Below are 26344 nucleotides of genomic sequence, written 5' to 3' on the forward strand. Positions count from 1 at the left end.
AACCCGTTGGACGTTGCGCTGGAAACCCGCCCTCAACGCCTTCGCCATCACGTTCCCCGGCCGTATCGTCCCGTCAAGCACCTACTGACCCATCAACGCCAATTACACCGATCATCGGACAGTCCCGCGCCGCCGACGGGAGTGGCTTGAGAGAGGTCTGCACTGCCCTAAGTTGGTCTGCCCTCCTCGTCGAACAACCCCGTAGGCATCGTCGAGGAGGTCAGGTGTCGAGCAAGCCGGCACAGCAGCAAGACTCAGTGGTGATCGCGGTCGACCCGCACAAGGCGTCGTGGACGGCGGCGGCGGTCGGTCCGGGTGTGACGGCGTTGGACACCCTGCGGGTGCCGGTCGGCGGGCGCGGCTACCGGGAGCTGCGTCGCTTCGCGGCCCGCTGGCCGGAGGTGGTGTGGGCGATCGAGGGCGCCACCGGGTTGGGCGCGCCGCTGGCCGCCCGGTTGTCCGCGGACGGCGTCGACGCGGTGGATGTACCCGCGAAGCTGGCCGCGCGGGTGCGGATGCTCTCCACCGGGCATGGCCGCAAGAGCGACAGCGACGACGCGGTCTCGGTCGGTGTCGCCGCGTTGACCGCGGTAGGTCTGCGCAGTGTCGCCGTCGACGAAACGATCACCGCGCTGCGCGCCCTGGTCGAGCACCGCGACGACATCGTGCGGACCCGCACCCAGACGATCAACCGGCTCCACACCCTGCTCACCAAGCTGGTCGCCGGCGGCGCACCCCGTCAGCTCGACGCCGACACCCGCCGCGCGGCTGCTGCGCGGAGTCCGTCCTCGCGCGACGGGCCCGCGCACGCTGCGGCGCCTGGCCGCCGAGCTGGTCACCGAGACCCGGCACCTGGACCGGCGGATCGCCACCGCCACCGCCGAGATCAGCCGCACCGTGGCCGCCAGCGCGAGCACCCTGACCCAGCTGCACGGCATCGGAGACCTCACCGCCGCGAAAATCCTGGCCCGGGTCGGGGACGTGCGCCGGTTCCGCTCCGCCGCGGCGTTCGCCTCCTACACCGGCACCGCCCCGATCGAGGTGTCCTCCGGCGACGCCGTGCGGCATCGCCTCTCGCGAGCTGGGGACCGCCAGCTCAACTGCTGCCTGCACGTCATGGCCATCAGCCAGATCCGCCGTGAGAGCCCGGGACGGGACTACTACCAGGCCAAACGCGCCGCCGGCAAAGGCCACAAGGAAGCCACGCGGTGTCTGAAACGCCGCCTCTGCGACGTCGTCTACCGCCAGCTGCTCCACGACGCCGAGCTCGGCGATGGCGCGGGCCCGGGAGGACACCAGGGGGCGACTCGAGAGTCCAGCGCGGCCGGCTCAACCCCTACCACCGGCTCTTCGGACAAGTCACTTCCCGGGCCCGCGACCGACACTCTATCCCCGCCCAACCAAGATCAGCTTGACTAGAGAGGAGCCTTCTTGATCAAGCCCGAGGAGGGCTTGCAGGCCGCCGGCCTGTTCCATCAGCAGTGAGAGGCCGAGAGCGTCAAGCCAACCGAGGGACGCGGCAGCCCCGACCCGTTGAGCTGAAAGGCGGCCATAACCGGGGACTATCGGCCGCGACGTCGGCACCATGAGCTCCACCGCGGCCCGGCGAGCGACCGCCAACTACACGATCCCCGACGAGACACTTGCTACCGGTGCTGGTTGGCCTAGCGGGGCTCGTTGTCTTCGGGCCCGCCCTCGAAATCCTCGGCGGAGGCGGAACTCAGCCATGACCGTAGTTCGCTGGCCTGCTCCTCGATCTCGTCCGGGCTCGCTGCGGGTTTGGACGACTCGGCGTCGTCGTAGACGCCCCCGGCGATCTCCCGGATCGGCACTGCGGCCTGCTCGAGCACCGTAGCCGAGGCGTAGATCGGTACCCCGGCGGCCACCGCCACCGGCACCGCATCGCTGGGCCGCGCGTCGACCCGGGCGCCACCATCACGCACCACCTCGGCCCGGAACACCCCCTCGGCGATATCGCAGATCATGACCTGGGTGATCCGCCCTCCCAGCCCCACGACCACGTCCACGAGCAGCTGGTGCGTCAACGGCCGCCGCGGGTGCTCCCCACCGGCGCTTCTGGGCACGCGTCGATGTCGTCGCGAGGCCCGGAGATCGCGAGCCGTGCGGCGCCGAGTCACTCGCCCGTGGGGCTGCCACGCCCAGGGCAGGTCGTGCGCCTAAGGCTCCCGAGCGACCGCGGGCGAAGATCGGCCACCCGGAGCGGACAACTCGGTGGCGGTTCCGGCACCGACGCGCGGCGGCGCGAGGCGCACAACGGCAAGGCCCTGCCCGCACTTGAATGGTTACTCATTTATGAGGCTCAGTTCACTGTGCGAGACTCTACGATCGAGCCTGGAATCCGGCTCTGGTTGAAGGTGTCGGTGCGTTCGGAGGCGGGTCTGGTCGAAGCAGCGGAGAGATCGGCGAGGTCCTGGTCGCCACGGTCGCTCGGGTATGCCCAGCGAATCGGCGTCCCCGTTTCGGATCCATTTGGGCGATGCCTGGGGCCGGGACCCGGGCGCCTGCCAGAGGAAGGTACTGCCTAGAATGCCGGGAACTGCGGTCCGGCCCAGGGGAGCTTATGCGTGCACGTGGGCAACAAACTCGGCGTACCCCAAATGAGGTGCGCCGGCTACTCCTCGTTGCGGCGCGTACCGAGTTCAGGGTGCACGGCTACCCGCGGACCAGCACTCAGAACGTCGCCGATGCTGCCGGTGTCAACGAGACGTTGCTCTTCCGACACTTCCAGAGCAAGGCAAATCTGTTCGACGAGGCAGTGCTGCAGCCGATCGTGACCACCGTTGAGGAAACCTTCGCCGAGTGGGCGGGCGATCGACCGATCACCAGCCAGGACCCTGCGGGGGAGCTGACGAGTCTCATTGTGATTCTTCGGACTGCGCTGGCCGACCGACGCAGTGATCTGGTGGCCCTGATCGAGGCCCAGGCCTATGCGCCGGAACTCGGGCCCCTGCTCGACCGTGTCGATGGACAGCTCCGGGAGCAGGGACCTGCGCTACGGAGCGCCGCGCGACGTACCGACCTCATTGCCGGGCCGGGGCGAGCGAGGGCTGTGCTGAACTTCGTCGTGGCGATGGTGGCCTTCCGGCCGGACACGATCCGTGCAGGTCAGGCCACGGGCGACGGCTCGCTTCCGGAGGCCAACGCCGATGGGCCCGGTGCCGCCGAGGGCTTCCGGTCGAGCCGAGTCGATCATCGCGGTCGGGAGCTGCGGCGGGTGATCTGCGTGCACGCCGGGGAGGCGTTCGCCGAGGCCGGGTACAAGAAGACGACCACGCGCGCGATCGCGGCCCGGGCCTCGACCGCGGAGTCCACGATTTTCCGGTATTTCCGCGACAAGACGGAACTGTTCGACGAGGCCGTTGTCAAACCGTTCCTCGCCGATGTCGAGGCGTTCACTGAACGGTGGGTGAATCATCGTCCGATCGAGCGAGACTCCGACGATCGAGTCGCTTTATTCCTCGACGCTCTGCACCAGTTCTTGGTCGATCGACGCCGCACGATCCTGGTGCTGTTCACCGTCGATGAATTCGGCGCGTCTGCCGAACGGACCGGCCGGGCCCTCGATATCTGCACGGATCTTCTGCTTCGCGCGGTGAGTGAGTGCGCTTGTCCAGCGGACTCGACCGAGAAGATTCGCCGATCGGTTGCGGCCGATGTGCTCGCGGTGGCCTTGGGTTCGGCGGTTCTCGACGATTCGCCCGCCGGCAATACGAGGCGCGTTCTTGCCGAGGAGATCACCCGTGTGGTGCTCCGGGGCACTGCCTCGACCGACCTGCTTCCTCAATGAGTCCGGGTCCCGCAGGCTGGGGTGTTCGACAGTCAGGTGGCTGTGGCGACGGGGTGGCAGCGTGTGCAGGGCGAGAAGCCTTCGTCGCGCGCGTCCTCGAGGGCGATGTCGTCGGTGGCCCGGTCGGCGATGACCTCGCATCCGGGCCGGTGGTAGCGGCGGCGGCCCGGCTGCACGGACACGACGTCTGTTTGGTCGTCGACGGGGCCGGGTACCCCGGTCGCCGCTGAGCCGTGGGGCCCGACCGAGGCGCGGTCGTCGCTCACCTTGTCGGCGGTGCCCGCGGCGGTCGCTGCTTCTGGGTCGCCGGGGTCGGCGGTTCGGGACCGGACCGGCACCGGATCGTGGCGGGGCGCCGTGGTCGACTCGGACTCGACCTCAGGCTCGGCGCCCGCAGGCGGGGCACCCGGCTCGGGCGCGGAAGCCTGCTCGTTCGAGTTCCTCCCCTGATCGGTCTGCGACTCGGCGGCGATGGCGGTGGAGTCCGGGTCGGGGCTGACAGGCGCGATGGTCTCCGCGGGGTGGTCGGCCTGCCCGGCCGGGTCGACAGCGTCCGGTTCGGCGGGGCCAGCGGCAGTGGTGCCGGTTTCGCGTGTCGCATCGTCACCGTGTCGTGCCGCCGCCTGTCGAGCGCGCAGCCGTCGCGCCCCGATCAGGACGAGCACCGCGGCGGCGAGTGCGAGCGCCACCCACGCGAAGACGACCTCTCCGCTGATCCACGCGGCTGCCGACGACGCCAGCGCGGCGATCACCATGATCGCGACGAACATCCGGTCCTCCTTGGTTGACGTGTGGCACGAGCCCTGACTTATAGAGCGGCCACGCAGCGATCGGCCGAGTGGAGCCGGGTCATGTGGTGTGGACGATGAGCAGGTCGACCGGGACCTGGTGCGACGCCTTGGCCGGCACGGAACCAAGGAGTCGACCGGCGAGGGTGTTGATGCCCCGGTTGCCGACCGCGACGAGGCTGACCCCTCGGCGCTGGGCGACCCCGGCGAGCACCTCGGCCGGGTCGCCCTCCTCGACGACGAGCTCGATGTGCTCGACGCCGAGCTCGTCGACGCGGCTGCGGGCCCGGGCGGCGATCTCCTCGGCGGGTGCTGCCCCGCGCATGAGATAGGCATCGGCGCCGAGCGCGGCCTCGGCGTCGTTGATGGTCTCCGGTTCCTGGTCGCGGTAGGCGCAGACGATCAGCAGACCGGCGTGTTGGTCGAGGGCGAGCTGCCCGGCGCGTTCCACCGCGATGTGGGACGACGCGGAACCGTCGGTACCGACCGCGATCAGGCGTGGGGGGCTCATGAAGGATCCTCTCGGGTCGTCGCTGGCCACGGTGTGGACGGGTGCGCTCAGGGCGTGCTCTGCGCCGGGAGCTCGTCGGGGTTCGCCGGCTGATAGGCGTCCGCGTAGCGCACGTCGGCCTGCTTGACCTGGCCGGTCAGCCACGGCCGCCAGATCGCGATCCGGCGCTCGCGGTCGACCTGCTGACGCAGCGGCTCCTTGACCTGCTCTAGCGACAGCGGCGTGGCGGGCTGGACACCGACGACCTGCCCGACGTTCCACCCGGTGCTGGTCTGGACCGGCCCGAAGACCGACCCGGCCGGTGCGGCGAACGCCGCGTCGGCGTAGGGCTTCTCGAGCTGGGAGGCGGCGAGGGTGCCGAGGTCCCCGCCCTGGGCCGCCGTGGACTTGTCCAGCGAGGAGGCCGCGAGCGCGGCGAAGTCCGCGCCTCCCCGGGCCTGGTCGGCCAGCTGCTGGGCCTGTTGCTGGTCGGCGACGACGATGTTGCGCAGGTGGCGCGCCTCGGGCGTCACCATCTGGGCCTGGCGCTGTCCGAAGGCCTGGGCGACGTCGGCGTCGGTCACCGGCGGGACCGACGCGGTGATCTTGTCGAACAACCGGCTCGCGGCGAGCTGGCGGTGGATCTCGTCGGTGACGTTGAGCTGGGAGATGTGCAGCCGGCTCAGCGCCTGGTCGAACGACTGCTGCCCCTGGGGGAACTGGGTCTGGATCATGGTGTTGAGGGCGTCCTGGACGTCCTTGTCGGTGACCACCACGCCCCGGGCGGTCGCCTGCTGGTCGATGACCAGGCTCGTGGCGACGGCCTGGGCGACGTCCCGCTGGTAGCGGTCCTTCCCCGCCGGATCGGTCGGGGCGACGACGCCGTAGAGCGCGCTGAGCACGTCGGTGCGCGACTGGTAGTCGGCCTGGCTCACCGGCACCCCGCCGACCTCGAGGACGTCGCCGTCGGGGACGGCCGTGAGCCGGTGCACGACGAGGAAGCTGCCCGACCCGATCACGACCAGCGCCGCGAGCACGATGGTCACCAGGCTCGTGACTCGCTGCCGCGGCATGAGCAGCGGCCAGCGACGGGGCCGGACCGAGCGCACGAGGGCGCTCGCCGAACGCACCGCGTCCGAGGCGGCGTTTCCGGGTCGACTCACACCATCACGTCCTTCTTCGTCGGACTCGACACCTCGTCGGTCGGGACCGCCGGTCGCGCCGGCGGGAGGATCACCCCGACGACGAGCGCCGCGGCGGCGAACGAGAGCGCCACGCCGATCGCCAGGAGCATCCCGAACTGGCGGAGCACGGCGAGATCGGAGAGCACGAGCGTGCAGTAGCCGAGCACGGCCGCCGAGGCCGCGAGGGCCGCGCTGCGCAGCAGCCACGGTCGCCGTCGTCGGTAGGCGTCGGCGAGGACGACCGAGAACTCGGTGGCCGTCGCTGCCGAGAGGGCGCCGATGGCGACCGTGAGCGGGTTGAGCGCCCCGCTGATCAGCCACGTCACCGCCATCGTCCACCCGGTGCCGAGCAGCATGGTCAGCACGGCCCGCCCCGCGTCGGCCCGCTCACGCAGGCCCAGGAGGAGCACCAGCGCCGCGGCGGCGACCGCGACCAGGTTGATGAGCAACCGGCCCTGGGAGATGCCCTCGTAGCCGTGCGAGACCGCGACCGGGAGTCCGACGACGTCGGCGGAGTAGCCGGGCGGCGGCGGCGGCAGGGCGGCGCGCACCCCGTCGAGCAGGGTCCGTTGGGCGGAGACGTCCTGCAGTTCGATCCCGAGGATCTGCTGGGAGACCTGGTGGTCGGGTCGGATGACCGCCGAGGCCAGGTAGGGGGGCAGGAGCCCCGCGCCCGACTTGATCTGGTCGGCGGTCGGCGAGGGGCCGAGGAACTGCAGCAGGCTGCTCGTCGTCGTGATCGGGTGCAGCCGGTCCGCGTAGTCCCGGTCGACGAGATCGTCGACGCTGCGGTCCCAGGCCAGCGCGGCGGGGGTGAGGACGTCGGGGCCGTGCAGCACGACGCTGACCTCGCCCGCCGCGCCGAGGACGTCCTCGACGTGCTGGGCCTCGGTGAGCGCCGGCAGGCCCTGGGCGAGGTTCTCCGGGTTCGCCTCCACCGGAAGCTGGGGCAGGGCGATCCACCCGGCCGTCGCGATGAGCACCGCGACCAGCAGCGCCGGCGCCCGGATCGCCCAGCCCGGGGCGTGCGATGCCGTCCCCCACCGCAGCCGGGTGGGCGAGGGCTCCTCGACGCCGAGCCACTGCCGCACGGCCAGCGCCACCAGCCCGGTGGCGACGATCCCGCCGGCCAGCGCGAGGCCGAGCTCGCGCATGAACGGCAGCGGGGAGAGCGCGAGCGCGGCGAACCCGGCGGCGCCCGCGGCGGCGGCGACCAGCACCCGGCGTCGTCGGGTGGGCTGGGTCAGGTAGAGCGGGTAGTCGCTGCCGATGCCCATGAGGATGGGCAGGAACGCGACGACGCCGAGCGAGACCGGCCGGCCGATCCAGCCGAACACCGCGAGGGTGAGCGCGGTGCCGGCGAGGGCCGCGGCGAACGGCCGCAGCCGGGCCCGTCGTCGGGCGATCCATCCCACCAGCCCGTAGAGAGCGCCGACCACCGCCAGCGCGACGGCTCCGAGGAGCGGGAACTCCTGCTGGACCCGGTGGCTGAGCTCGGCGGTCACCGCGGGGACACCGGAGACCGTGGTCTCCGCGGTGGACAGACCGGCCTTCCCGACGGCGCCGTTGATCGCGGACACCAGCTGCTGCGTCCCGCCCTGGTCGAGATCGGCCTTCGGCCGCACCAGGATCGCGGCGGTGTCGGGACGCGGGACCACGGCGGCCCACTGGGTGCGGGGCTGTCCTCCCCCGTCGAAGAGCACGCTGTTCACGAACTGCGGGTTGCGCGAGGTCGGCAGGCCCGCGGGGAGCGCCTGGACGAGCAGCGCGGCGTAGCGCTGGTCGAAGCCGACCGTGGCCTGTTGGCCGGCCGCCGTCACCGCGGCGGGATCGGCGCCCTTGGCCCTGGCCTCCTGCTCCGCGGTCCCCTGCAGGGCGTCCCGCTGCCCGCTGATCTGGGCGAGCAGGTTCTGCGCGCTGATCGCGACCTGGTTGATCGCGGTCCCCGGGCCGTAGACCTCGGCGACGCCGGGCAGGTGGGTCAGGCGCCCCTCCAGCCCGATCAGCCGGCCGAGCTGGTCCTCGTCGTCGAAGAACTGCCGCGGCTGGGGTGAGCGCAGCAGGACCACGACCGGGTCGCCACCGAACGAGTTCGCCCGGTCGTCCATGGCCTGCAGCGCCGGGTCCTCGGCCGGCAGGAACGACGCGATGCCGGTGTCGACCTTCAGCCGCGCCAGGCCCACCACGGTCAGCGCCACCACGAGCACCACCAGGCCCAGAGCCGCTCCCCGGCGACCCCGCCACCAGCCCGCGGGCGGGCGTGGCGGCAGGAGCCGCCGCAGACGTCCCCGCCCCCGGGCACGCCGCGCCGGTGATCGCTCGCCGTCTGGACGCTCACTGTGGGGCGGCTGGCTGCGCCGGCGGGGCAGCCGCAACGTCGGGCGCCTCATCCGGGCGCCCGCTCCAGACGGGGGTAGGGCCCGGAGAACGGAGCCTGCTGGCCGGCCTTGCCGGGCACCGCGAAGGGGTTGTTCCAGTTGGTGGGATCAAGGCCGGCGGTCTTAACGGGCACGTTGCGCACCGACTGGGTGTTGATCACGGGGGCGAGCCGGACCGCGTTGACGCCGTTCTCCGAGTTGGTCTGCATCGACGAAGCGAAGCTCGCGAGCATGGCGCCGGTATCGCGGCCGTAGGGCGCCGCGTAGGCGAGAGCGGGGTTCGCGTCGCGGAGCAGCTCGTGCGTCGGCGGGACCAGGGCGTCGACGTCGTCGGCGAGGTCGGGCACGCGATCCAGGGTGGCCGGCGCCCGATCCAGGATTCCCTTCAGGTCCGGCAGCAGACCGCGCAGATCCCGGCTGGTGTCCGGCAGCTGGACCAGGGCCTGGTTCAGGTCCGGGGCGGCCGCCTTGAGGTCGGCGGCGACCGGGGTCAGCGGGCCGGCGAGCTCGGTGAGCTTGCCGGTGGCGCTCTGGGCGCTGCTGAGGACCCCGGGCAGCTGTTGCATGGTCTGCTCAAGGGCCGGGCGCTGCCCGGCGGTGGCGCCGACGATGGCGCGGGCGTTGTCGACGACGTCGACGATCTGCCCGTTGCTGGTGTCGAGGGCGTTGAGCAGGTCGGTGGTCTCACCGGTGAGCTTGGTCAGGTCGTCGGACTGGGCGGCGATCGCGTCCAGGGCGGTGTGGCCTCCGGCGCCGAGCCGACCCAGGCCCTCGGCGAGCTGGCTGACGTCCGGTCCGCGCCCGGCGGTGGCCGCGCCGAGGGAGCGGACGGTGCCGGAGAGCGCCTGGCGGGTCTTCGGGTCGAGCCCGCGCACCACGTTCTCGATGGAGACCGCGGGCAGGACCTGCCCGGCGGGCAGCTGGTAGCCGCTGGACAGCGGGGCGCCGTGGCCGTCGACGATGTCGACGAACGTGGCCCCGATCAGCGACTTCATCCCGATGCGCGCGGTCATGCCCTGGTGCAACGGCACCGCGCCACCGTCGAGGGTCATCTCGACGTGCGCCTGGTCGTCGGGACCGTCGGCATCCAGCGCGGTGACCCGCCCCACGGTGACCCCGGCGATGCGGACCTCGCTGTTGGCGACGAGGCCCTGGACGTCCTTGGTGCTCATGTCGACGGTGTAGTGGCCCACGGTGACGCCCGGAATGTCGGCGCCGGCGCGGAACCAGAAGAACACCGCGAAGGCGACGCAGCCCAGGAAGAACAGCGCCAGCACGACGACCCGGAGAGTGAACTGCTTGGTCATTGCCCGGTCCTCCCACCGTTGGGCTTGGCGTCAGGCATCGGCTTGAGCCCGCCGGCCGGGTTGGTCAGGTCGAAGGTGATCTGGGCGCGGCCGAGACCGCCGTTGGCGTCGGAGACGCTGAACGCCGAGGAGGTCTGGTAGACGAACGCCTGCAGGTTGGGCAGCCAGGGCACCAGCCGCGAGGTCGCGTCGGGCAGTAGCCCGGTGACCGGCTTGAGGTCGTTCAGCGTGGAGTGCGCGTCGGGGACCACAGCCCGCAGGTCGGAGACCACCGGGCGGGCCTTGCTGACCACCGGACCGGCCGCGTCGACGACGTCGCCGGCCTGCCCGACGGTGTCGGTCAGCTTCTCCAGCGCGGGCGGCAGCGCGTCGGAGGCGGCGTGCAGCGCATTCAGGGTCGGGTTGAGCTGCCCGGTCAGGGTGGTCACGCTGGTCATGGAGTGGTCGAGGTCGCCGCGCAGCCCCGGCAGCTGACCCAGGGTCTGGTTGAGCTGGTCGTCGCGGGACGACAGGACCGCCAGCGTCTGCTGCAGCGACGTGATCATCGAGGCCAGCCGCTGGTCGTTGTGCCCGACGGCGGTGCTGATCTGGGACAGGTTGGTGATCAGCTTCTGCAGCGTGTCCCGGCGGGTCTGCAGCGACTGCGCCACCGGCTTGAGGCTGTTGAGAGTCTGGTCGGTCTGGTCCAGCCCGGCCGGCAGGTTGCGCGGGGCGTCGCGCAGCGCGACGTCGGCCTGGGTGACCAGGGAGGTCACCGCCTGCTGGGTGCGGCCGTCGAGCTTGTTCAGCACCTCGGCGGGCTGGATGAACCGGGAGGTCTGGGCCTCCGGGATCGTCCCGTCGTCGCCGAGCTCCCCGGAGGCCGGGTCACCCGGCTCGACAGCGACGTAGACGTCGTTGATCGGCGAGAACGTCCGCACCTCGAGGTGGGCGTTCTTGTAGATCTTGAAGGTGGGGTCGATCGCCATCTCGATGCGCGCCGTGCCGTCGCGCTGGGTGTCGATCTGTTTGACGGTGCCGACCTGGATGCCGGCGATGGTCACCTTGTGCTTGCTGTCGTCCTTCATCCCAGGCGCTTTCTCGACCACCGCGGCGAAGTGGTACTCCGGCTTCCAGGGGACCGAGATGTCGTAGTGCGGCAGCAGGAAGGCGGTGGCGACGATCCCGACGATGGTCACCAGGACCACGGCCAGGATGTTGCTGCCGAGGCCGGGGACGTTGCGGATCTGCTCCGAGATCCGGCGTGGGCTCTTCATCGGCCGACCCCCTGCTTCCCGACGGTGGTGCCGGGCCCGAGCGGCGGGCCGTAGGCCGGTGGGTTGTCCTGCGCGGCACCGGGTGAGGCCTGGGTCTGTTGCTGTTGCTGACCGGTCAGCGGACCGGTGAGTCCGCCCGGGCTCAGCGGGTTCCCGGTCGCCGGGGCGCCCGGGCCGGCGCCGGCCGGGGCGCCGGGCAGGGTCAGCATCCGGGCCAGCTGTTCGAAGGAGAGCCCGCCGGCGTTCGGGGAACCGGAGCCCGCGCCGACCTGGAAATTCAGTGAGGCGCCCTGGGCGTCCTGGACCTGCGAGGCCCGTCCGAGACCGGTCACCATGTAGCCCAGCTCCTGGTAGAACTTGTGATCGGCCTGCACCCCGTCGCCGCTGCCCTGGAACGGGCCGGTGCCGCGGTAGTTGTTGAGCAGCATGGACATGACCGGGCCGTTGACCCGGTCGAGCACCGGACCGCGGACGTCGTCGAGCACGCTGGTGGCCTGCGAGGCGGTCGGGACCAGCTCGTGGACCGCCGGGGCGGCGTCGGCCAGGACCGGTCGCAGGTTGCGCAGCAGCGGGTCGGCCCGTCGCAGCACCGGGGTGAGCTGCGTCAGCAGCGGGTTGAGGTCTTCGGCGGCGGGCTGGAAGGCCTTGGCGGTGTCGGTGAGCTGGTCGAGAGTGCCGCCGAGGTGGTCCAGGCCGGTGCGGGTGTCGGTCAGGGTGGTGGGCAGTTTCGCCACCGTGTCGCCCAGCGCCTGGCTCTGACGGGCCAGCACGGTGGTGGTGGTGTGGGCGTCGTCGACGATCTGCCCGACCTGCCTGCTGCGGTCACCGACGACCTCGGCGGTCGACTCCAGGTTGGTCACCAGCTGCGGCAGATCCTGCTGGGGCCGGGTGCCCTGCGCGGCCGCTAGCACGTCGCCGGTGGGGGCCAGGGCGCCCGGCGCGTCGCTGACGATTCGGCGCAGCGAGTCGCTGCCACCCTGGGAGAGCGTGTCGTTCAGGCTCCCGACGGTGCCCTGCAGGCTGGATCGCACCGAGTGGGGCAGGGAGTCGAGGATGGGGTCGAGATCGACCGGTTCGCGGGTGTGGCTCAGCGGGATGGTGTTGTCGGGGTCGAAGGAGCCGGGACCGCCGCCGGGGTAGAGCTCGACCGCGTAGCCGCCGCCCAGGATGGTCAGCGGGGCGATGGCCGCGCTCGGGGCGGGCCCGAGCTTGTCCATGTCGTCGTCGACCTTCATCGACACCAGGGCGGTGCCGTGGTCGGACTCGGTGATCTCACTGACCCGGCCGACCTCGAGCCCGGCCAGCTTGACCGTGCTCTTGTAGGGCACCAGCCGGTCGCGGTAGTTGTCGGCGAACTCAGCGGTGATGGTCTTTCCCGGTGAGAGCAGGCTTTGGAGCTGCGGTTTGAAGGCGGTCAGCGCGAGGACCAGCACCAGCCCGCCAAGCAGCGCGGCTCCCAGGGCCCAGGCGGTGGGGCGCCGACCGTGGAACTTGCGCCTCAGCCGGTTCACTTGTCGCCTCCGTCGGGGTGCTGGCCCTCGGGCCGGGTCGCGGCCGCATGGTTGGGCGTCGGGTAGAACGCCTTGCCGGCCAGCGGGTCGGGCGCGCTGGCGGCGTAGAGGCCGGGGAAGGGCAGCTCGGCGGAGAAGTAGTGCTTGTCCGGGGCGAACTCCCCGGAGAGCAGGTCCTGCTGACCGAAGAACCGGCCCACGTCGTAGGAGTAGGGCGAGAGCCCGGCCATGAGGTCCTTGGTGTGGCCGACGGTCTCGCGCAGCTGCGGGGCCAACGGCTGCAGCGTGCTCATCGTGTCGGTGAGGTCGCCGACGGCCGGCTTGGCCTTGTCGGCCACGTCCGGCACCTCGTCCAGCGGCGGCACCGCCTCCCGGAGCACCCCCCGCACGTCCGGGGTGGCCCGTCCGAGCGCGGCGGCGCCGGGCTGGAGGGTGGAGACCGCGGAGTGGACGTCGGCGAGCGGACCGTTGAGCGCCTGCAGCGCGGTGCGGGCATCGCGCAGCGTCGGCGGCAGGTCGGCGAGGGTGTCCGAGAGCGGCTGGCCGCCCTGGGTCTGGACCGCGCGCAGTGTCGAGTCGGCGTCGCGGACCAGGTCGCTGAGCTGCTGGTCGTGGCCCCCGAAGTGGCCCGTGAGCTGGTTGGCGCTGGCCAGCAGCGCCGGCACCCGGGCGTCCGGGGTGCTCAGCGCCCCGGAGACCTGCCCGAGGTCGCCGAGCATGCCCGGGGCGGCGCGCACCGCGGTGTTGATGTCGCCACCGTGCCCGGCCAGCCCGGTGCCGAGCTCGCGGACCGCACTCTGCAGGTTCACCCGGGTCTGCGGGTCGAAGACGTTGAGCAGCTGGTCGAGGTTGCTGGCGTCGGCGGTGGGGGTGTGGGTCTCGTCGATGACGGCGGTGCCGAGCGGGCCGGCCTCGGGAGAACCGGGGTCGAGGTTGACGAATTTCTGGGCCAGCGCGGACTCGTCGAGCACCTGGACCGACGCGTTGCGGTAGATCGGGTGGTGGCCGTCGAGGCGCAGCGTGACCACCGCGTGGTGGTTCTCGTATTTGACGTCGGCGACCTTGCCGACCACCACGCTGTTCTCACGGACCTGCAGCATCGGCCTGAGCGTGCCGATGTCGTTGAAGGCCGCGGTGGCGTAGGTGTAGGGCAGTCCGGTCAGGGCGCCACCGAGTAGCGGGCGGACCCCCAGGACGACGGCGACCGCGGTCACCGCGATGGCGATGATGCCGATCAGGGCGTGCTTGGCGTGCACGCGGTGCACTCTGGGTGCCATCTCTAGTGCCCCCCGAGAAGTTGGCCGACCATGGAGGACTCCTGCTGGGAGGTCAGGCCGGTGGCGTTACCCGGCTGGGTCGGGGGCGCCTGCCCGGCGGCCGGGGTCTGCCCGGCGGCGGGTCCTTGCCCGGTGCCGGGGATCTGGGGCAGCGCCTGGCCGGTCTGCGGGGCGACCTGGCCGAGCAGTCCACCGGCGGGCGAGCCGGCCAGCATCTGCTGCAGCGCGGCCGGGGAGGCGTGGACCAGGCCCCGGAAGTAGTGGCTGATGCCGTCGGAGCCGTTGGTCGACAGCGACCACTTGCGGACGAATTCCATCAGGTCCGAGAGGTGCTGGTTCTTGTCCAGCAGCTGCCCGCCGAGCGGCTTGAGCCCGGCGGCGGTGTCGCGCAGGTCGGGCCCGGCCGCCCGCAGCTGTCCGACCACCGGCGCGGCCTGGTCGAGCAGGCCGTTGGCTTTGTCGAGCACCGGGGGCAGCGCGCCCAGGGCCGGGTCGGCGGAGTCGGCGAGGGTGTGCAGCTCCTGGGTGATGGTGGTCAGGTTGTCGGTGACCGGGCGGATCGACGCCAGGGTCGGGGTGGCCGCGTCGGCGGTCCCGGCCAGCTGCGAGAGCGTCTGGCGGGCGGCGACGACCGTCGAGGGCAGCTCGGTGAGGGTCTGGTCGAGCGCCTGCCGGTTCGCGGCGACGGTGGCGAGGGTCTGCTGGGTGGAGTCGGCGAGGTGGTCGAGTTGGCTGCCCTGACCGGCCGCCAGCGCGTTGGTCACCGGCTGGGTCCGGTCGACGAGCTGATTGAGCGCCCCGTTCTGCTGGTTGAGCAGCGCGGTGAGCTCGCCGGTCTGCTGCATCGCCGGCTTCAGCGCGGCGATGGCGTCGGCGGCCTGCGGGCCGGCGCCCTGCACGCCCTCGCCGAGGCTGGTGACCATGGCCGCGAGCGCGGTCGCCGTCGGGTCGTCGAGGGTGTTGAGGACCTGCTGCAGGGTCACTGCGCTGGAGGTGTGGCTGGCGTCGAGGTCGGCGGGGTCGAGCACCGGGGCGGTCGGGGTGCCGGGGTCGAGGTCGATGTAGGACTCGCCGAGCAGGTTGGCGGGGCGGATGGTGGCGTGGGCGTCCTGGTGCAGCGGCAGTACCGAGTCGTCGACGGACAGGCCGAGGCGGGCGCTGCCGTTCTGCACCGCCACCGAGGAGACCTTGCCGACCTCGACGCCGCCGGCGCGGACGGTGTAGCCCAGGGTCACGCCGCTGGCGTCGGCGAAGGTCGCCATGACCTCCGGGGGCGTGTCCTGGCTGCGGTTCACCGCGACCACGACGCCGACGACGACCGCTACGGCCAGCACCGCGACGCCGAGGCGGCGAAGAAGCTTGGGTTTCATCGCTGGGCATCTCCGTTCGCGTCGGCCCACGGTTGGCCGACGACCGAGCCCGGCGCGGGGGCGGGGTTCAAGGTCACGCCCGGGGGCGTGACTCCGGGGTTGTCGTTAACCGAGGTCGAGCCCTCGGTGATCAGCGCCCGGCCGTAGTGGCCGCCGTCGGCGGTGGTGTTGCCGAACACCCCGGTCCAGTTGGCCAGCCACCCGGTGGCTTCGGGGATGTAGGGGCGCAAGAACGCCACCGGGGTGCGCAGGCTGCCTACCGCCTGGGTGGCCGGCGGGAGCACCGCGTGGGTGGTGTCCAGCAGGCCGGGGGTCTCGTCGAGCAGCGGCTTGGCGTCATGCAGCACCGGCCCGAGCTGGTGGATGACCGGCTTCAGGTTGGTCAGCACCGGGTTCAGCGCGGCCGCGGCGGCCGGGAGCTGGTGGGTCGCCGGCTGCAGGGTCTTGAGCAGCGGCACGGTCGCGTCGGTCGCGTCCGGGACCTTGTCCAGGGTGCTCTTGGCCTGGGTCAGGGTGGCGGGCAGCTGCTGCACCGACTGGCCGATCTGTTGCTGTTGCGCGGCCAGCGTCGAGGTCAGCGGGTCGAGGTCGTGGACGACCCCGGAGAGCTGATCGTGGCGCTGGTCGAGGGTGGAGGTGACCTGGTGGAGCTGGGTGACGAGCTGGCGCAGCGCGGGTCCGTCGCTGCCGACGCCTTGGAGCACCTGGCCGAGGGCGTCGACGGCCGGCCCGGCGGTCTGCAGCGTGGCTGAGGTTTCCTTCTCCCGGCCGGCCAGCGTGGTCTGGAGCTGTTGGATCATGCCGTCGACGTTCTTCATCGTCGACGGGTCCAGCGCGGAGAGGACGTCGTCGAGCTCGACGCTCTCGTGGTGGGAGAGGATGCGCGCCCCGGACTCGAGCTCCGGGGCCTGGGCCGGCCCCGGGTCGATCTGGACCGCCCGCTCGAGCAGCACCGCCTCCCAGACGATCTCGGCGTCGGTGCCCTGGTGCAGCGGCGCGACCGAGGAGTCCAGGTCGACGGTGATCAGCGCGTCGCGGTTGTCGTGCACTTCCACCGAATCGATCTTGCCGACGTTCTGGCCCCGCATGAGGACCTTGTCGCCGGCGATGACCCCGGTGGCGGTGGGCATCAGGATCTGCAGGCGATAAGTGCGCAGGTTCGCCACCACCGCGAGCCCGCCCACCAGCAGCGCCGCGATGACCACGGCCGCCCCGATGACCAGCCAGCGGCGGCGGCCCGTGGTCATCACTCCATCCCCAGCGGGCCGTCGGGCTCCGCGCGCAGCAGCTGGCCGACCATCGGCACGTCGGAGTTGAACACGTCGTCGGTGGTCCCGTAGTCGGCGAGCTTGCCCTGGTAGAGCACGCCGATGTAGTCGCTGACCGTCTGGGCGGCGTCGATGTTGTGGGTGATCACCAGGTAGGTGCCGCCGTGCTCCTGGTGGGTCTTGAGGATCAGCTCGCACAGCAGCCGGGTCCGGACCGGGTCGAGACCGGAGTCGGGCTCGTCGAACATCACGATCTCGGGCTTCATGACCAGCGCGCGGGCGAAGCCGGCGCGCTTCTTCATGCCGCCGGAGATCTCGTTCGGGGCGCGGTCGAGGGCGTGCTCGAGACCGACTTCCTGGATATAGCCCATCACGACTTCACGGATCTCGGACTCGGACATCCGGGTGTGCTTGCGCAGCGGGAACGCGACGTTGTCGTAGATGTTCATCGACCCGAACAGCGCGCCGTCCTGGAACAGCAGCCCGAAGCGTTTCCGCAGCTCGAACCGCTGCTCCTCGGTCATCTCCCAGAGGTCGTCCCCGAAGATGCGGATCTCGCCGTCGTCCGGTTCGAGCAGGCCGACCACGTGCTTGAGCAGCACGCTCTTGCCGGTCCCGGACGGGCCCATCATCGTGGTGATGGCGCCTTCGCGGAGGCCTACGCTCACGCCGTCGAGTACCGGCGGGCCGCCGCCGAAGGCCTTGGTCACCTCGACGATCTCGACGGCGTTCGAGGTCTCCTCGACACCGACGCCACCGCGGCCTGCGCCCTGCTGGGAGTAGTCAGAATTGATAGACACCCTAGCTCCTGAGATCACTAAGAAGGACGGTCAGTTGCCGATCGGCGAGTTCGCGTCGACGCCGTAGGCGAGCTGAATGATGATGGTCGCGATCACCGAGACCGTGGCCATCGAGATCAGCATCGATTTCGCGGTGTTCTCGCCGACGCCAACCGGTCCACCCTTGGCGGTGTAGCCGAAGTAGGCGCCGATCAGAGTCGGAAGCGCGATCGAGGACACCGCCCAGATCGTGACGATGATGAAGTCGGTGAGGTTCTGCAGCGCGAACAGGTAGTTCCAGAACGCCCCGTCCGAGGTGCTTCCCAGGAACGGGACGTCGACCAGCCAGGGTCCCCAGAACGACATCCAGTAGCCCATGATGATCAGTCCGGGTGAGACGATGACCACGGCCATGATGCGGGTGCTCACCAGGTAGGAGATCGGGTTCATCCCCATCACCTCGAGCGCGTCGACCTCTTCGTTGATCCGCATCGCGCCGATCTCGGTGACCAGCCCGCATCCGATCTTGGCGGCGATCACCCAGCCCAGCAGCACCTGCACGCACCCGCGGAAGATCGCCACCGATACCGCGGCGCCATTGAGGCTGGTGATTCCGAGCGGACGGAACTGGGTATCGGCGAGCAGTCCGGCTTCCAGCCCCAGGTTGAACAGCATGAACAGCACCACCAGGGAGCTGCCCCGGATGAGGACCCCGGCGTAGCGAAACACCTCGGAGGGGTAGGAGCGCAGGGCGTGCGGGATCAGCGCCACCGCACGCAGCGCGAAGTCCAGGAAGTCCCCCACGCCCGAGATGGTGCGATTCGCCCAGCCCGGGGCCCAGTCCAGCTCCGTGGGCCCGATGCTGGCCGGGCGCTTGTCGGCATGCGGTCGGCGTGGCCGCGCGAAGGCCTCGGTCGCTTCGTTGCTCATCGTGTACTCCGAGGTCTTTGGATCGGCGCGGTCACCGGAAGCGGCCGAGGTCGAAGATTCCCTGGGTGATCCCGGTGTAGAGGGTCTGGGTCATCCACAGCGCGACGAACGAGACCACCACGGCCTGGTTGACGGCTTTCCCCAGACCCTCCGAGCCGCCGCCGGCGTTCATTCCCTTGTACGCACAGACCGTCCCGATGATGACGCCCGCGATGAGACAGTTCAGGGCCGCCAGGAACATCTCCATCGGGGCCAGGTTGTCGAAGACGTAGTGGTAGAACTCGGCCGAGCTCTCGCTGGCGTAATAGGCGCCGGCCAGCTGGGTGGTGAGCAAGCTCAGCGCCACCGCCGGGAACGACATCAGGGTCGTCAGCGCGATCGCGGTGAGCACCCGGGGCGCCACGAGCTCTCGGACCGGGTCGACGCCGATGACATACAGCGCGTCGAGCTCGTCGCGGACCCGGCGCGCGCCGAGCTCGGAAGTCAGCGACGCCCCGACGATCCCGGCGAGCACCAGCGCCACCGCCCACACCGTGAAGCTCTCGATGCAGACACGCATGATCACCGGCGGGTAGATGCCGACGGCGCCGAGCTGGTCGAAGAAGACCAGGGCCGCGACCGAGAGGAAGACAATGAATCCGCCGAGCGCGACCGTCACCGGGAACCAACAGCGCCTGAGCGTGACGTACGAATAGTCCAGCGTCGGGCGGAGGATCTCGGCCGGGTGTTTGGCGGTCACCACGAGAACCCGGCCCAGCAGGGCGAGCATTCCGCCCACTTCGACCAGGAAGTTCCGGGTCGGGCCCGGCATTCGGGCGACCACGGCCGATGTCGTGCCGCCGTACGGATTCCGGCGCTGCGCCGCCGTCCGCGGCCGCTGGACCTGCTCGCTCGTCACGATCACACCCATCTTTCGCGGGCGGAGCAAGTGCTTGCCCCGGCCTCTCTTAAAGGAACGCCTGCACGGCGGTCTAGGTACTGGTCCGTTCGGGTGGCGGCAGACCCATCGAGCCTGGTCACGACCCGTCACCACGGGTGCCCACTTCTATTGAAGCAGGATTAAAAGACTGCCAGACGCCATGATGCGGGCCACAGCACCCCCCATGACGGGCGCCACCGAACGGCGGGCAGCCGCCGCGGGAACCACCACGGGTCGTCAGCGTTCCGCCAGCTCCAGCCTCTGTTGATGTTCTCCGAGGTGCGGGAGGCCGCGCCGAGCCGCGGCCCGGGTCACCGGGTCCGCCATCCGGGAGCTGTGTCGGCGAGCCGGGCGGGCGGACACCGCCTGGTCGGCGTCCGACGGCGTAGTCGGCAGCCGGAGTCGATGCCCAGTCGAGCGACGTCGCGTGTCGCTCAGTGTTACCGCGGGGGCCGGTCGGTACCGATCGGTGAGGAATGCGCAGGGGCCGAACGGTGCGAGTTCCGGGCGCGGCTTGCCGCGAGATGGCCCGGGAGTTCTCGATCGACGGGCGCGGACAGGCACACGTCCCTGCCGGTATTGCACGCCCTTCTGTTCTTGCGGCCCCGACAGCGTGGACCGCGGGTCCGGACGGCGCTGCGGCGCGCGAGTCACCGGTAGATCGCGTCGGGCAGATCACGACGCAAATATCTGGATCCGCAGGGTCGTTCCAGTCGGTCGCCTCCTTCGGTTTCGCCACCAGGCCGCCCCTTTCCCCTGGGCGGACCCGGGCATCACGTCGCCGGGCTCGTCGGCGCCCGTAAGCGCGGGGCATATCACGTGCATTTTCTCGGAGTGTGCGCCCGCCGAGGCTGCCGTCGCCGTAGAATGGGGTCATGGCGCTGGATAGCCCGCGGACGGGCGGGATGTCATCCGATGTGAACCGGCCCGACCGGCTCAACGTCGCGGGGCCCGGTCTGGCCGGTGACCTGCGGCATCCCGTGTCCTGTGGGGTCGGGGCGGTGGCGACCGGGGTGGTGGCGCCGGTCGGCTGGGGAGGTGCCCGATGACCGAGAGCCGCACCGAACGAAAGAAGAGACTGACACGCCGTCGGCTGATCGACGCCGGCCGTGACCTGATCACCGTCCGCGGTGTCGGGGGAATCCGAATTCAGGAGCTCACCGAGCGGGCCGACGTCGGGCTCGGCTCGTTCTACAATTACTTCCCTTCCAAGGAGGACCTCGTCGAGGCCGTCGTCGCAGAGAGTCTGGCGGAGCTCGCGGCAGCGACGATCCCGGCCGAATGGGATCACGAGGATCCCGCCGAGGTCGCGGCCGCCGCATTTCTGCGGTTCATCCGGCTGGCCTCTGATGATCCGACTTTCGCCAGCCTGGTCGTGAATCTGAGCAATTCGGAGACCCTGTTCGGGGTAGCCGTGCAGCCCTATGCCCGGGCGACGCTCGAACGCGGCGTGGAGATGGGCCGATTCCGGTTGGCCAGCATGGACGTCGCGCTTTCCGCGAGTATCGGAGGTGCCTTCGGGCTCATCCGCGAGCTCCTCGACGGACGTCATGGATCCGGGACCGACGAGGCCTTCGCCCGCCACGCGCTGGTCTCCTTCGGGATCGAGTTCGAGGAGGCGGCCGCGATCGTCGTCCGGATGGTGAGCCGGCTCGAGCACGACCATCGCGTCGGCGACCGGAACGTCACGGTGGGACTCGAGGCCCAGGACCCCATCGATCACTTCGCGGCGCAGTGAGCCCGGCCCGCCGGGGTCGGCCGACCCCCGCGGCAGGCGGAGGCCGGCCGACCCCGGGCCGATTAGCGGTTCCCGATGAAGCTGGTGGTCTCCCCGGTCGGGGAGGGCAGCCCGAGCAGGCTCGCGAGCAGCTGGCTCGCCGGGTTGTTCAGGGCCATGGTGGATTCCGGCGGCAGGAGACCGCCGTCGATCATCATGCGGGCCGCGCGTACCATGATCGAGGCCAGCCGGGCGCCGGCGAAGACCTCGTACCAGTGCAGGTCGGCGAGCTGGTGCCCGCTGGTCTGCTGGTAGCGGGCGATGGTCTCCTCGGGTCCAGGGATACCCTCGGGCAGCGGCGCCCCGATCCCCTCGGTGTGATGGCGCATCAGGAACAGCCACCAGCCGAGTTCGACCTCCCGGTTGACCAGGGAGACCATCTCCCAGTCCAGAACGGCGGCAGGCTGCTGGTCCTGGGAGTAGATGATGTTCCCGACGCGGGCGTCGCCCCAGTTGAGCACGTTGGGGCCGGGGTCGGTGGGCTGGTTCTCGCGCAGCCAGCGGAACGCGTCTTCGATGGTCGGGTTCGGCTGGCCCTCTCGGGCCCAGTCGAACAGCTGCGACCAGCGCTCGAGCTGGGCGTCCAGCCCGCCACCATGTTCGGCAGACTCGAGAAAGTCCAGCCCGAGCCCGGTGTGGTCGACGGCGTGGATCGCCGCCAGGACGTCGATGCTGCGCAGCCACATGTCGCGGCGCTGTGCCGGTGAGAGCTCCAGGACCCAGCCGCCGGTGGTGAACGGCGGGTCGTCGGAGGGAATCTGTCCGGTCACATGCTCCATGACCAGGAACGGCGCGCCGAGCACGGCCGGATCGTCCTCGGTGAACAGGATGCGCGGCGCGGGGACGTCGGTGTTCTCGGCCAGCGCGGCCATCACGCTCGCCTCCTTGGCCAGGTCGTAGCTCGGGAAGACCCCCGGCCCGTCGGGCGCCACGCGGGCCACCATGCCCTGGGTCTCGGCGAATCCCTCCCGCGACCAATGCGCTGTGAACAGCACCGTCTCGGTGCTCAGCCCACTGGCGCTGGGCACCGTCACGTCGGTGACCTTGACTTCGGTCGCCCCGGGCGTCTTGCCGGCCAGCCAGCGGGTCAGGGTCTCGGCCGCCTGGGCCGCGTCGATCTTGTTGGCGAGAGCCATCTGCGTTTTCCCTCGAAGAGTAGTAGACGGTGACGGTGCGTAGTCAGAGCGCCGCGGCGGTAGCGGGGGCGTGGCGACGCCGCATTTCCTTCTGGAACTCGTCGAACCAGATCTCCTGGTACGTGGCGTGCGTGGTGCGTCCCTGCTGGTCGCGCCAGCGGTAGACGCTGTCGTGGAAGGAGACGTTCGGCCACGCCGGCAGGGAGGCGGCCGCGACGGCCTCGCCCTCGAAGCGGTACTCGTCGCCGCGCTCGTCGCGGGCCTCGACGACCTGGCGCAGCGGGAGGTGGGTGCGGGGATGGCGCTCGAGCACCGATCGCCGGACCCAGGTCACCGTGCGGGTCTCGTCCCCGACCTGAACCCATGCGTAGTGGTGCGAGGGCCGGTCGCCGACGTCGTAGAGACCCAGCCATGGCGGCTCGGTGTCGGGCGCCTCGAAGCTGATCTGGTTGAACACCAGATCGGGGCCGAAGTACATCGGCGACCAGCCCACCGGCGGCACCGGCACCGCGCCACGCTTCTCCACCCGCACCTGGTTCCACGACCGGTCGCGGGGGGCATAGCAGTCCACCACGTGCCGCTCGCCGTCGAGGACCAGCCCGCCCGTCATATGCATGAACTGCTCGCTGCCGCCGGCCGCGCGGCTCACGTCGTGGTGGTTCTCCTCTCCGGGCATGACGTGGCCGCGGGCCAGCAGCGGGGTCACCGCCTCGGCAGTCACATCGACCGAGGTCGTGCCTTCCTTGCTCGTGTAGGTGATCCGCGCCCGGTGGCCGGGCTCGAGGAATTCGATGCGCAGCCCGTTGTCGGTGGTGATCGTGCGGCCGTCGACCGTCGGCCACGGCATGGTGATCTCGTAGTCGAGGAACGCGATGTCGGTGGCCTCCACGTTGTCGGTGCCGCGGAAGAGGCACACCCCGCCCTGCGAGAGCGGGAACGCAGGCTGCAGACGCAGGTAGAGGAACGCGCCGATCCCGGCCTCCGGGATCGAGAACCCGAAGTAGTAGGTGTGGATCGTGTGCGGATCCCACTGCTCCCCGGGCTCTGGGCGAGGAAGCATCAGGTCGGTCTCAGGTGCGTGAACGCCGATGGCCACGGCCACTCTCCTGGCTCTCGTCGAGGTACGGACCGATGGGCAAGCACCGGGAATGCGGGCGCCGGCCCACGAGGCGGGAGGCGCGGGTGCCGTCGCGAGTCGGCGCTGTTAGGACGGCCACCGGACCGACGGCCTGGAGGACTCCCTACGGCCCTCCGGTGCGCGGCACGGTAGACCTACCTTGAAGATCACTTCAATAGAAATCTGAGGATGCTTTCAGTCTTGAGTGTCAAACCGGGATTCAGTTAGTGTGCCACGTCATGCAGACACAGAGCGATGCGGCTCCCGTTGGCCAGGAGACCGACGTCGTCGTGGTCGGCGCGGGCCACAACGGCCTGACCGCCGCGTGCTACCTCGCCCGGGCCGGACTGCGGGTCCAGGTCGTGGAGGCCTCGCCGACCGTCGGCGGCATGACCTCGACCAACGAGATCCTCCCGAGCGCGCCCGGCCACCTGTTCAACGAGGGCGCGATCCAGCTGACCGGCATCTTCCGCACGTCCGGCATCGCCGAGGACCTCGAACTCGAGCGCCACGGGCTGCGCCAGATCCCGTGCGACCCGGCCCACGTCCAGCTCGCCCCGGACGGGAGCTCGTTCGCGGTGTGGAAGGACGCGGCCCGTTCGGCCGACGAGCTACGACGCTTCTCCCGCCAGGACGCTCAAGCGTGGCTGGACCTGTCGAACGCGCTCGAGCCCGCCATGAAGGCCGTCGTGTCCTACATGCGCTCGCACCCGACGCGCCCGTTCTCCTTCGACATGCTCAAAGGCGCGCTCGGGGCCGCACGCCACCCGCGGAAGCTGTGGTCGCTGCGCCACATGCTGGGTGCGTCGCAGTCGGAATTCCTCTCCGAGACCTTCGAGACCGAGCTGCCCAAGGGCGCCCTCTCGGCGATGGCCGCCTTCTACCAGATGCGCTTCGACACCACGGCCTGGGCGCTGATCTACCTCGGGGTCGTCCAGCGCATCCCGAACGCCATGCCTGTGGGGGGTACCGGCGCCCTTCCCGCCGCGCTGCACCGCTGCCTCGAGTCACATGGTGGGCAGGTCCGCACCGCTGCGGCGGTCGAGGAGATTCTGCTCCAGGGCAATCGGGCCGTCGGGGTGCGCCTGGCGGGCGGCGAGACGATCCGCGCCACCCGCGGCGTGCTCACCAGCTGCAATCCTGTGATCACGCTGAATCGGCTCCTCCCTGAGGGCACCCTTCCGGAGCCGCTGGCCACCCGGGCGCGCGACATCCCCATCCGCAAGACCCACGCCACCAGCCTCAAGCTCAACGTGGCCTGCAAGGGGCAGCTGCGGATGAAACGCCACGAACAGTGGCGCGGCAACGACCTCGATCTGCGCAAGCACCTGGTCGGCTGGCACACCCTCGCCGAGCAGGACGCCGCCTGGGACGCGGTGACGCGGGACGACTGGCCCGACACCATCCCGAACAACTGCAGCATCGTGCCCACCGCGGTTGACCCCACCCAGGCACCGGAGGGCCGGGACAACCTGTGGCTGTGGTCCGGGGTGGTCCCGGTCGAGCCCAGGGTGCCCTGGGAAGAAGTCCGTCAGCGCGTCGGCGACGCCGTCGTCAAGGACTGCAACCAGTACTACGAGGGTCTCGAGGAACTCGAGATCGACCGGAAGGTGCTCTGCGGCCCGGACATCGAGGAGCGTTTCAACGCCCCCGCCGGCAACGTCTACCACGTCGACCCGCTGATCTCCCGGTTCGGACCGATGCGCCCCGCCGAGGGGCTCGGCGCCTACCGCACTCCCGTCGAGGGCCTCTACCTCAGCGGCGCCGGGACCCATCCCACCGGCGGGGTGTGCGGTCTGCCCGGGAAGCTCTCGGCCGAGACCCTGCTTCGTGATGAGAAATCCGGCGGCGCCACCGAGAACGGACGCCTGACCACCGGACGATGTGGCCTCACTACCGGACGTTGAGGACGACGCCCCCGCATCCCCGGGGAATGCGTGCGGTCACTGACCGAGCACCGACCCGCTAACCGGCCACCGCGCACGCTTGGCCGTCATCTCGGCGACCCAACCCGACGGACTCGGGTGTGGGGTCAGAGGAGCACACATGCCACTGATCACCGGCTTTCCGAGCGCCCCACCGATCCCGCCGCACCCGCACACCCCGATGCCGTTCTGGCCGGAGATGATCTTCACGGTCTTCCTCGGCATCCCGGTGGTCGTCGGTGTCGTAATGGCCGTGCGCCACCTCGTGACGGGCCGGGGGCCGCTGCTGCTGGCCTGCTTGATCGGTGGTGGCATCGCGTGCCTGTTCGAGCCGATCGTGGATACCCTCGGCCTCGCCTACATCCGCGAGGGCGCCACGCTCACGACGTTCTCCTCGATGGGCCGCGACTTCCCGCTGTTCATCAACTTTGTCTACATCTGGTATGTCGGTGGGCTGGCCTACCTCGCCTACCAGATGTACTCGCGGGGGGTCACCGCGAGATCGCTGTTCCTGATCTACGGCATGGACGTCTGCATCAACGTCTTCCTGGAAAGTCCCGGAGTGCTGCTCGGGGCCTACCAGTACTACGGGCCACAGCCGTTGAACTTCTGGGGCCTGCCGCTGTGGTGGGTCTGCGTCAACCCCCTGATGCCGATGACCGCCGGCGCCATCATCTACTGGATCAAGCCGCATCTGCCCGGCTGGAAGGTGCTCGCGGTCATCCCCGTGATCCCCATGTCCGATGGCATCGCCAACGGCGCGGTCGCCTGGCCGATGTGGACTTCGCTGAACCTCGACGCCAACCTCGTCACCACCCACGCCACCTGGCTGCTCACCCTCGGGCTGGCACTGTTCAGCGTCTGGCTCCTCTCGTTCGCAGTCGCACGCCCGGAGAACGAGGTCGGCGAGCAGTCCAAGCTCGCCATCATCAAGGCCGCCGTGCTCGGCTCCCCAGAGCACGACGCCACCACCCCAGAGGCCGAGCCATCCGCCCCGACCGGCGTCCCGTCCCCGGCCAGCGCCCAGATCTGAACCAAGCACCACCGACCACCAGCCGTCCGGACAACCGGGAGAGACCCACGCGCCAGATCGGCGCACGCACCGCACGCATGCGGCACCTGGG

The 26344-nt window shown here is 70.6% G+C and carries 22 protein-coding genes and 1 pseudogene; 6 read left to right on the forward strand and 17 right to left on the reverse strand.

Going from position 1 to position 26344, the window contains the following annotated elements; genetic code table 11:
* Positions 1-317 precede the first annotated feature (317 nt).
* Positions 318-656 (forward strand): annotated as a pseudogene (locus LQ327_RS35380) (IS110 family transposase); the annotation flags it as partial.
* A 241-nt stretch (positions 657-897) separates the two neighbouring features.
* On the forward strand, positions 898-1419 hold the full coding sequence (locus tag LQ327_RS33200) for a transposase (protein WP_230740997.1): 522 nt from the start codon (positions 898-900) through the stop codon (positions 1417-1419).
* A gap of 245 nt (positions 1420-1664) precedes the next feature.
* Here LQ327_RS33200 and LQ327_RS33205 read toward each other — a convergent pair whose 3' ends face one another.
* Positions 1665-2138, reverse strand: coding sequence for a bifunctional nuclease domain-containing protein (locus LQ327_RS33205; protein WP_308286420.1), 474 nt, complete (start codon positions 2136-2138; stop codon positions 1665-1667).
* A 443-nt stretch (positions 2139-2581) separates the two neighbouring features.
* Here LQ327_RS33205 and LQ327_RS33210 point away from each other — a divergent pair, with 443 nt between their 5' ends.
* Positions 2582-3808, forward strand: coding sequence for a TetR/AcrR family transcriptional regulator (locus tag LQ327_RS33210; RefSeq protein WP_269071463.1), 1227 nt, complete (start codon positions 2582-2584; stop codon positions 3806-3808).
* A 32-nt stretch (positions 3809-3840) separates the two neighbouring features.
* Here the strand turns inward: LQ327_RS33210 and LQ327_RS33215 are convergent, their stop codons facing one another.
* From LQ327_RS33215 to LQ327_RS33280, 14 genes are all read right to left on the reverse strand, one after another.
* Positions 3841-4578, reverse strand: coding sequence for a hypothetical protein (locus tag LQ327_RS33215; RefSeq protein WP_230741003.1), 738 nt, complete (start codon positions 4576-4578; stop codon positions 3841-3843).
* A 79-nt stretch (positions 4579-4657) separates the two neighbouring features.
* Positions 4658-5107, reverse strand: a complete 450-nt coding sequence (locus tag LQ327_RS33220) for a universal stress protein (protein ID WP_230741005.1) — start codon at positions 5105-5107, stop codon at positions 4658-4660.
* Between the two features lie 47 nt (positions 5108-5154).
* The gene (locus LQ327_RS33225; protein ID WP_230741007.1) at positions 5155-6249 is read right to left on the reverse strand and encodes a peptidylprolyl isomerase; all 1095 of its coding nucleotides are present in this window, start codon (positions 6247-6249) and stop codon (positions 5155-5157) included.
* Entirely contained in the window at positions 6246-8480 is a 2235-nt protein-coding gene (locus tag LQ327_RS33230; protein WP_230741010.1) for an RND transporter family protein, read from the reverse strand. Before LQ327_RS33230 ends, LQ327_RS33225 begins: the two co-directional genes overlap by 4 nt.
* Positions 8459-8608 (reverse strand): hypothetical protein, encoded by a 150-nt coding sequence (locus LQ327_RS33235; RefSeq protein ID WP_230741012.1) that lies wholly within the window; start codon positions 8606-8608, stop codon positions 8459-8461. Before LQ327_RS33235 ends, LQ327_RS33230 begins: the two co-directional genes overlap by 22 nt.
* Positions 8609-8656: 48 nt before the next feature.
* Positions 8657-9955, reverse strand: coding sequence for an MlaD family protein (locus LQ327_RS33240; protein ID WP_230741014.1), 1299 nt, complete (start codon positions 9953-9955; stop codon positions 8657-8659).
* Positions 9952-11211, reverse strand: coding sequence for an MlaD family protein (locus tag LQ327_RS33245; RefSeq protein WP_230741016.1), 1260 nt, complete (start codon positions 11209-11211; stop codon positions 9952-9954). The genes LQ327_RS33240 and LQ327_RS33245 overlap by 4 nt, the downstream gene beginning before the upstream one ends.
* Positions 11208-12722 carry an MlaD family protein gene (locus LQ327_RS33250; RefSeq protein WP_230741019.1) on the reverse strand — a complete coding sequence of 505 codons (1515 nt, stop codon included), beginning with the start codon at positions 12720-12722 and terminating at the stop codon, positions 11208-11210. Before LQ327_RS33250 ends, LQ327_RS33245 begins: the two co-directional genes overlap by 4 nt.
* On the reverse strand, positions 12719-13978 hold the full coding sequence (locus LQ327_RS33255; protein WP_230741022.1) for an MlaD family protein: 1260 nt from the start codon (positions 13976-13978) through the stop codon (positions 12719-12721). Before LQ327_RS33255 ends, LQ327_RS33250 begins: the two co-directional genes overlap by 4 nt.
* Positions 13979-14001: 23 nt before the next feature.
* The gene (gene flgN / locus LQ327_RS33260) at positions 14002-15369 is read right to left on the reverse strand and encodes a flagellar export chaperone FlgN (RefSeq protein WP_230741024.1); all 1368 of its coding nucleotides are present in this window, start codon (positions 15367-15369) and stop codon (positions 14002-14004) included.
* Complete coding sequence (locus LQ327_RS33265) at positions 15366-16616, reverse strand: MlaD family protein (RefSeq protein ID WP_230741026.1); 1251 nt, start codon at positions 16614-16616, stop codon at positions 15366-15368. Before LQ327_RS33265 ends, flgN begins: the two co-directional genes overlap by 4 nt.
* On the reverse strand, positions 16616-17437 hold the full coding sequence (locus tag LQ327_RS33270) for an ABC transporter ATP-binding protein (protein ID WP_230741028.1): 822 nt from the start codon (positions 17435-17437) through the stop codon (positions 16616-16618). Before LQ327_RS33270 ends, LQ327_RS33265 begins: the two co-directional genes overlap by 1 nt.
* Positions 17438-17467: 30 nt before the next feature.
* Positions 17468-18346: an ABC transporter permease gene (locus LQ327_RS33275; RefSeq protein ID WP_230741030.1), complete on the reverse strand. Its 879-nt coding sequence runs from the start codon at positions 18344-18346 to the stop codon at positions 17468-17470.
* Between the two features lie 31 nt (positions 18347-18377).
* Positions 18378-19244: an ABC transporter permease gene (locus tag LQ327_RS33280; protein WP_230741032.1), complete on the reverse strand. Its 867-nt coding sequence runs from the start codon at positions 19242-19244 to the stop codon at positions 18378-18380.
* Between the two features lie 1066 nt (positions 19245-20310).
* Here LQ327_RS33280 and LQ327_RS33285 point away from each other — a divergent pair.
* On the forward strand, positions 20311-21003 hold the full coding sequence (locus LQ327_RS33285) for a TetR/AcrR family transcriptional regulator (protein ID WP_230741034.1): 693 nt from the start codon (positions 20311-20313) through the stop codon (positions 21001-21003).
* A gap of 62 nt (positions 21004-21065) precedes the next feature.
* On the opposite strand, the gene LQ327_RS33290 is transcribed toward LQ327_RS33285, so the two are convergent.
* Together LQ327_RS33290 and LQ327_RS33295 are read right to left on the reverse strand one after the other, a co-directional pair.
* Positions 21066-22178, reverse strand: coding sequence for a phosphotransferase family protein (locus tag LQ327_RS33290; RefSeq protein WP_230741036.1), 1113 nt, complete (start codon positions 22176-22178; stop codon positions 21066-21068).
* Positions 22179-22221: 43 nt separating this feature from the next.
* On the reverse strand, positions 22222-23274 hold the full coding sequence (locus LQ327_RS33295) for a DUF7064 domain-containing protein (RefSeq protein WP_230741038.1): 1053 nt from the start codon (positions 23272-23274) through the stop codon (positions 22222-22224).
* 260 nt (positions 23275-23534) lie between these two features.
* Between LQ327_RS33295 and LQ327_RS33300 the strand changes: the two genes are divergently transcribed.
* Positions 23535-25202, forward strand: a complete 1668-nt coding sequence (locus LQ327_RS33300; RefSeq protein ID WP_230741040.1) for a phytoene desaturase family protein — start codon at positions 23535-23537, stop codon at positions 25200-25202.
* Between the two features lie 139 nt (positions 25203-25341).
* Positions 25342-26253, forward strand: coding sequence for a hypothetical protein (locus tag LQ327_RS33305; RefSeq protein ID WP_230741042.1), 912 nt, complete (start codon positions 25342-25344; stop codon positions 26251-26253).
* Positions 26254-26344: the final 91 nt, after the last annotated feature.

Source organism: Actinomycetospora endophytica (genome assembly GCF_021026375.1).
Lineage (GTDB): Bacteria > Actinomycetota > Actinomycetes > Mycobacteriales > Pseudonocardiaceae > Actinomycetospora > Actinomycetospora endophytica.

What these genes read in the sequence shown, in the direction of transcription:
- LQ327_RS33210 (WP_269071463.1), top strand. Translation starts at nt 2,582, where the DNA reads ATGCGTGCACGTGGGCAACAAACTCGGCGTACCCCAAATGAGGTGCGC.
- LQ327_RS33215 (WP_230741003.1), bottom strand. Translation starts at nt 4,578, where the DNA reads ATGTTCGTCGCGATCATGGTGATCGCCGCGCTGGCGTCGTCGGCAGCC.
- LQ327_RS33220 (WP_230741005.1), bottom strand. Translation starts at nt 5,107, where the DNA reads ATGAGCCCCCCACGCCTGATCGCGGTCGGTACCGACGGTTCCGCGTCG.
- LQ327_RS33240 (WP_230741014.1), bottom strand. Translation starts at nt 9,955, where the DNA reads ATGACCAAGCAGTTCACTCTCCGGGTCGTCGTGCTGGCGCTGTTCTTC.
- LQ327_RS33245 (WP_230741016.1), bottom strand. Translation starts at nt 11,211, where the DNA reads ATGAAGAGCCCACGCCGGATCTCGGAGCAGATCCGCAACGTCCCCGGC.
- flgN (WP_230741024.1), bottom strand. Translation starts at nt 15,369, where the DNA reads ATGAAACCCAAGCTTCTTCGCCGCCTCGGCGTCGCGGTGCTGGCCGTA.
- LQ327_RS33265 (WP_230741026.1), bottom strand. Translation starts at nt 16,616, where the DNA reads ATGACCACGGGCCGCCGCCGCTGGCTGGTCATCGGGGCGGCCGTGGTC.
- LQ327_RS33275 (WP_230741030.1), bottom strand. Translation starts at nt 18,346, where the DNA reads ATGAGCAACGAAGCGACCGAGGCCTTCGCGCGGCCACGCCGACCGCAT.
- LQ327_RS33285 (WP_230741034.1), top strand. Translation starts at nt 20,311, where the DNA reads ATGACCGAGAGCCGCACCGAACGAAAGAAGAGACTGACACGCCGTCGG.
- LQ327_RS33290 (WP_230741036.1), bottom strand. Translation starts at nt 22,178, where the DNA reads ATGGCTCTCGCCAACAAGATCGACGCGGCCCAGGCGGCCGAGACCCTG.
- LQ327_RS33300 (WP_230741040.1), top strand. Translation starts at nt 23,535, where the DNA reads ATGCAGACACAGAGCGATGCGGCTCCCGTTGGCCAGGAGACCGACGTC.
- LQ327_RS33305 (WP_230741042.1), top strand. Translation starts at nt 25,342, where the DNA reads ATGCCACTGATCACCGGCTTTCCGAGCGCCCCACCGATCCCGCCGCAC.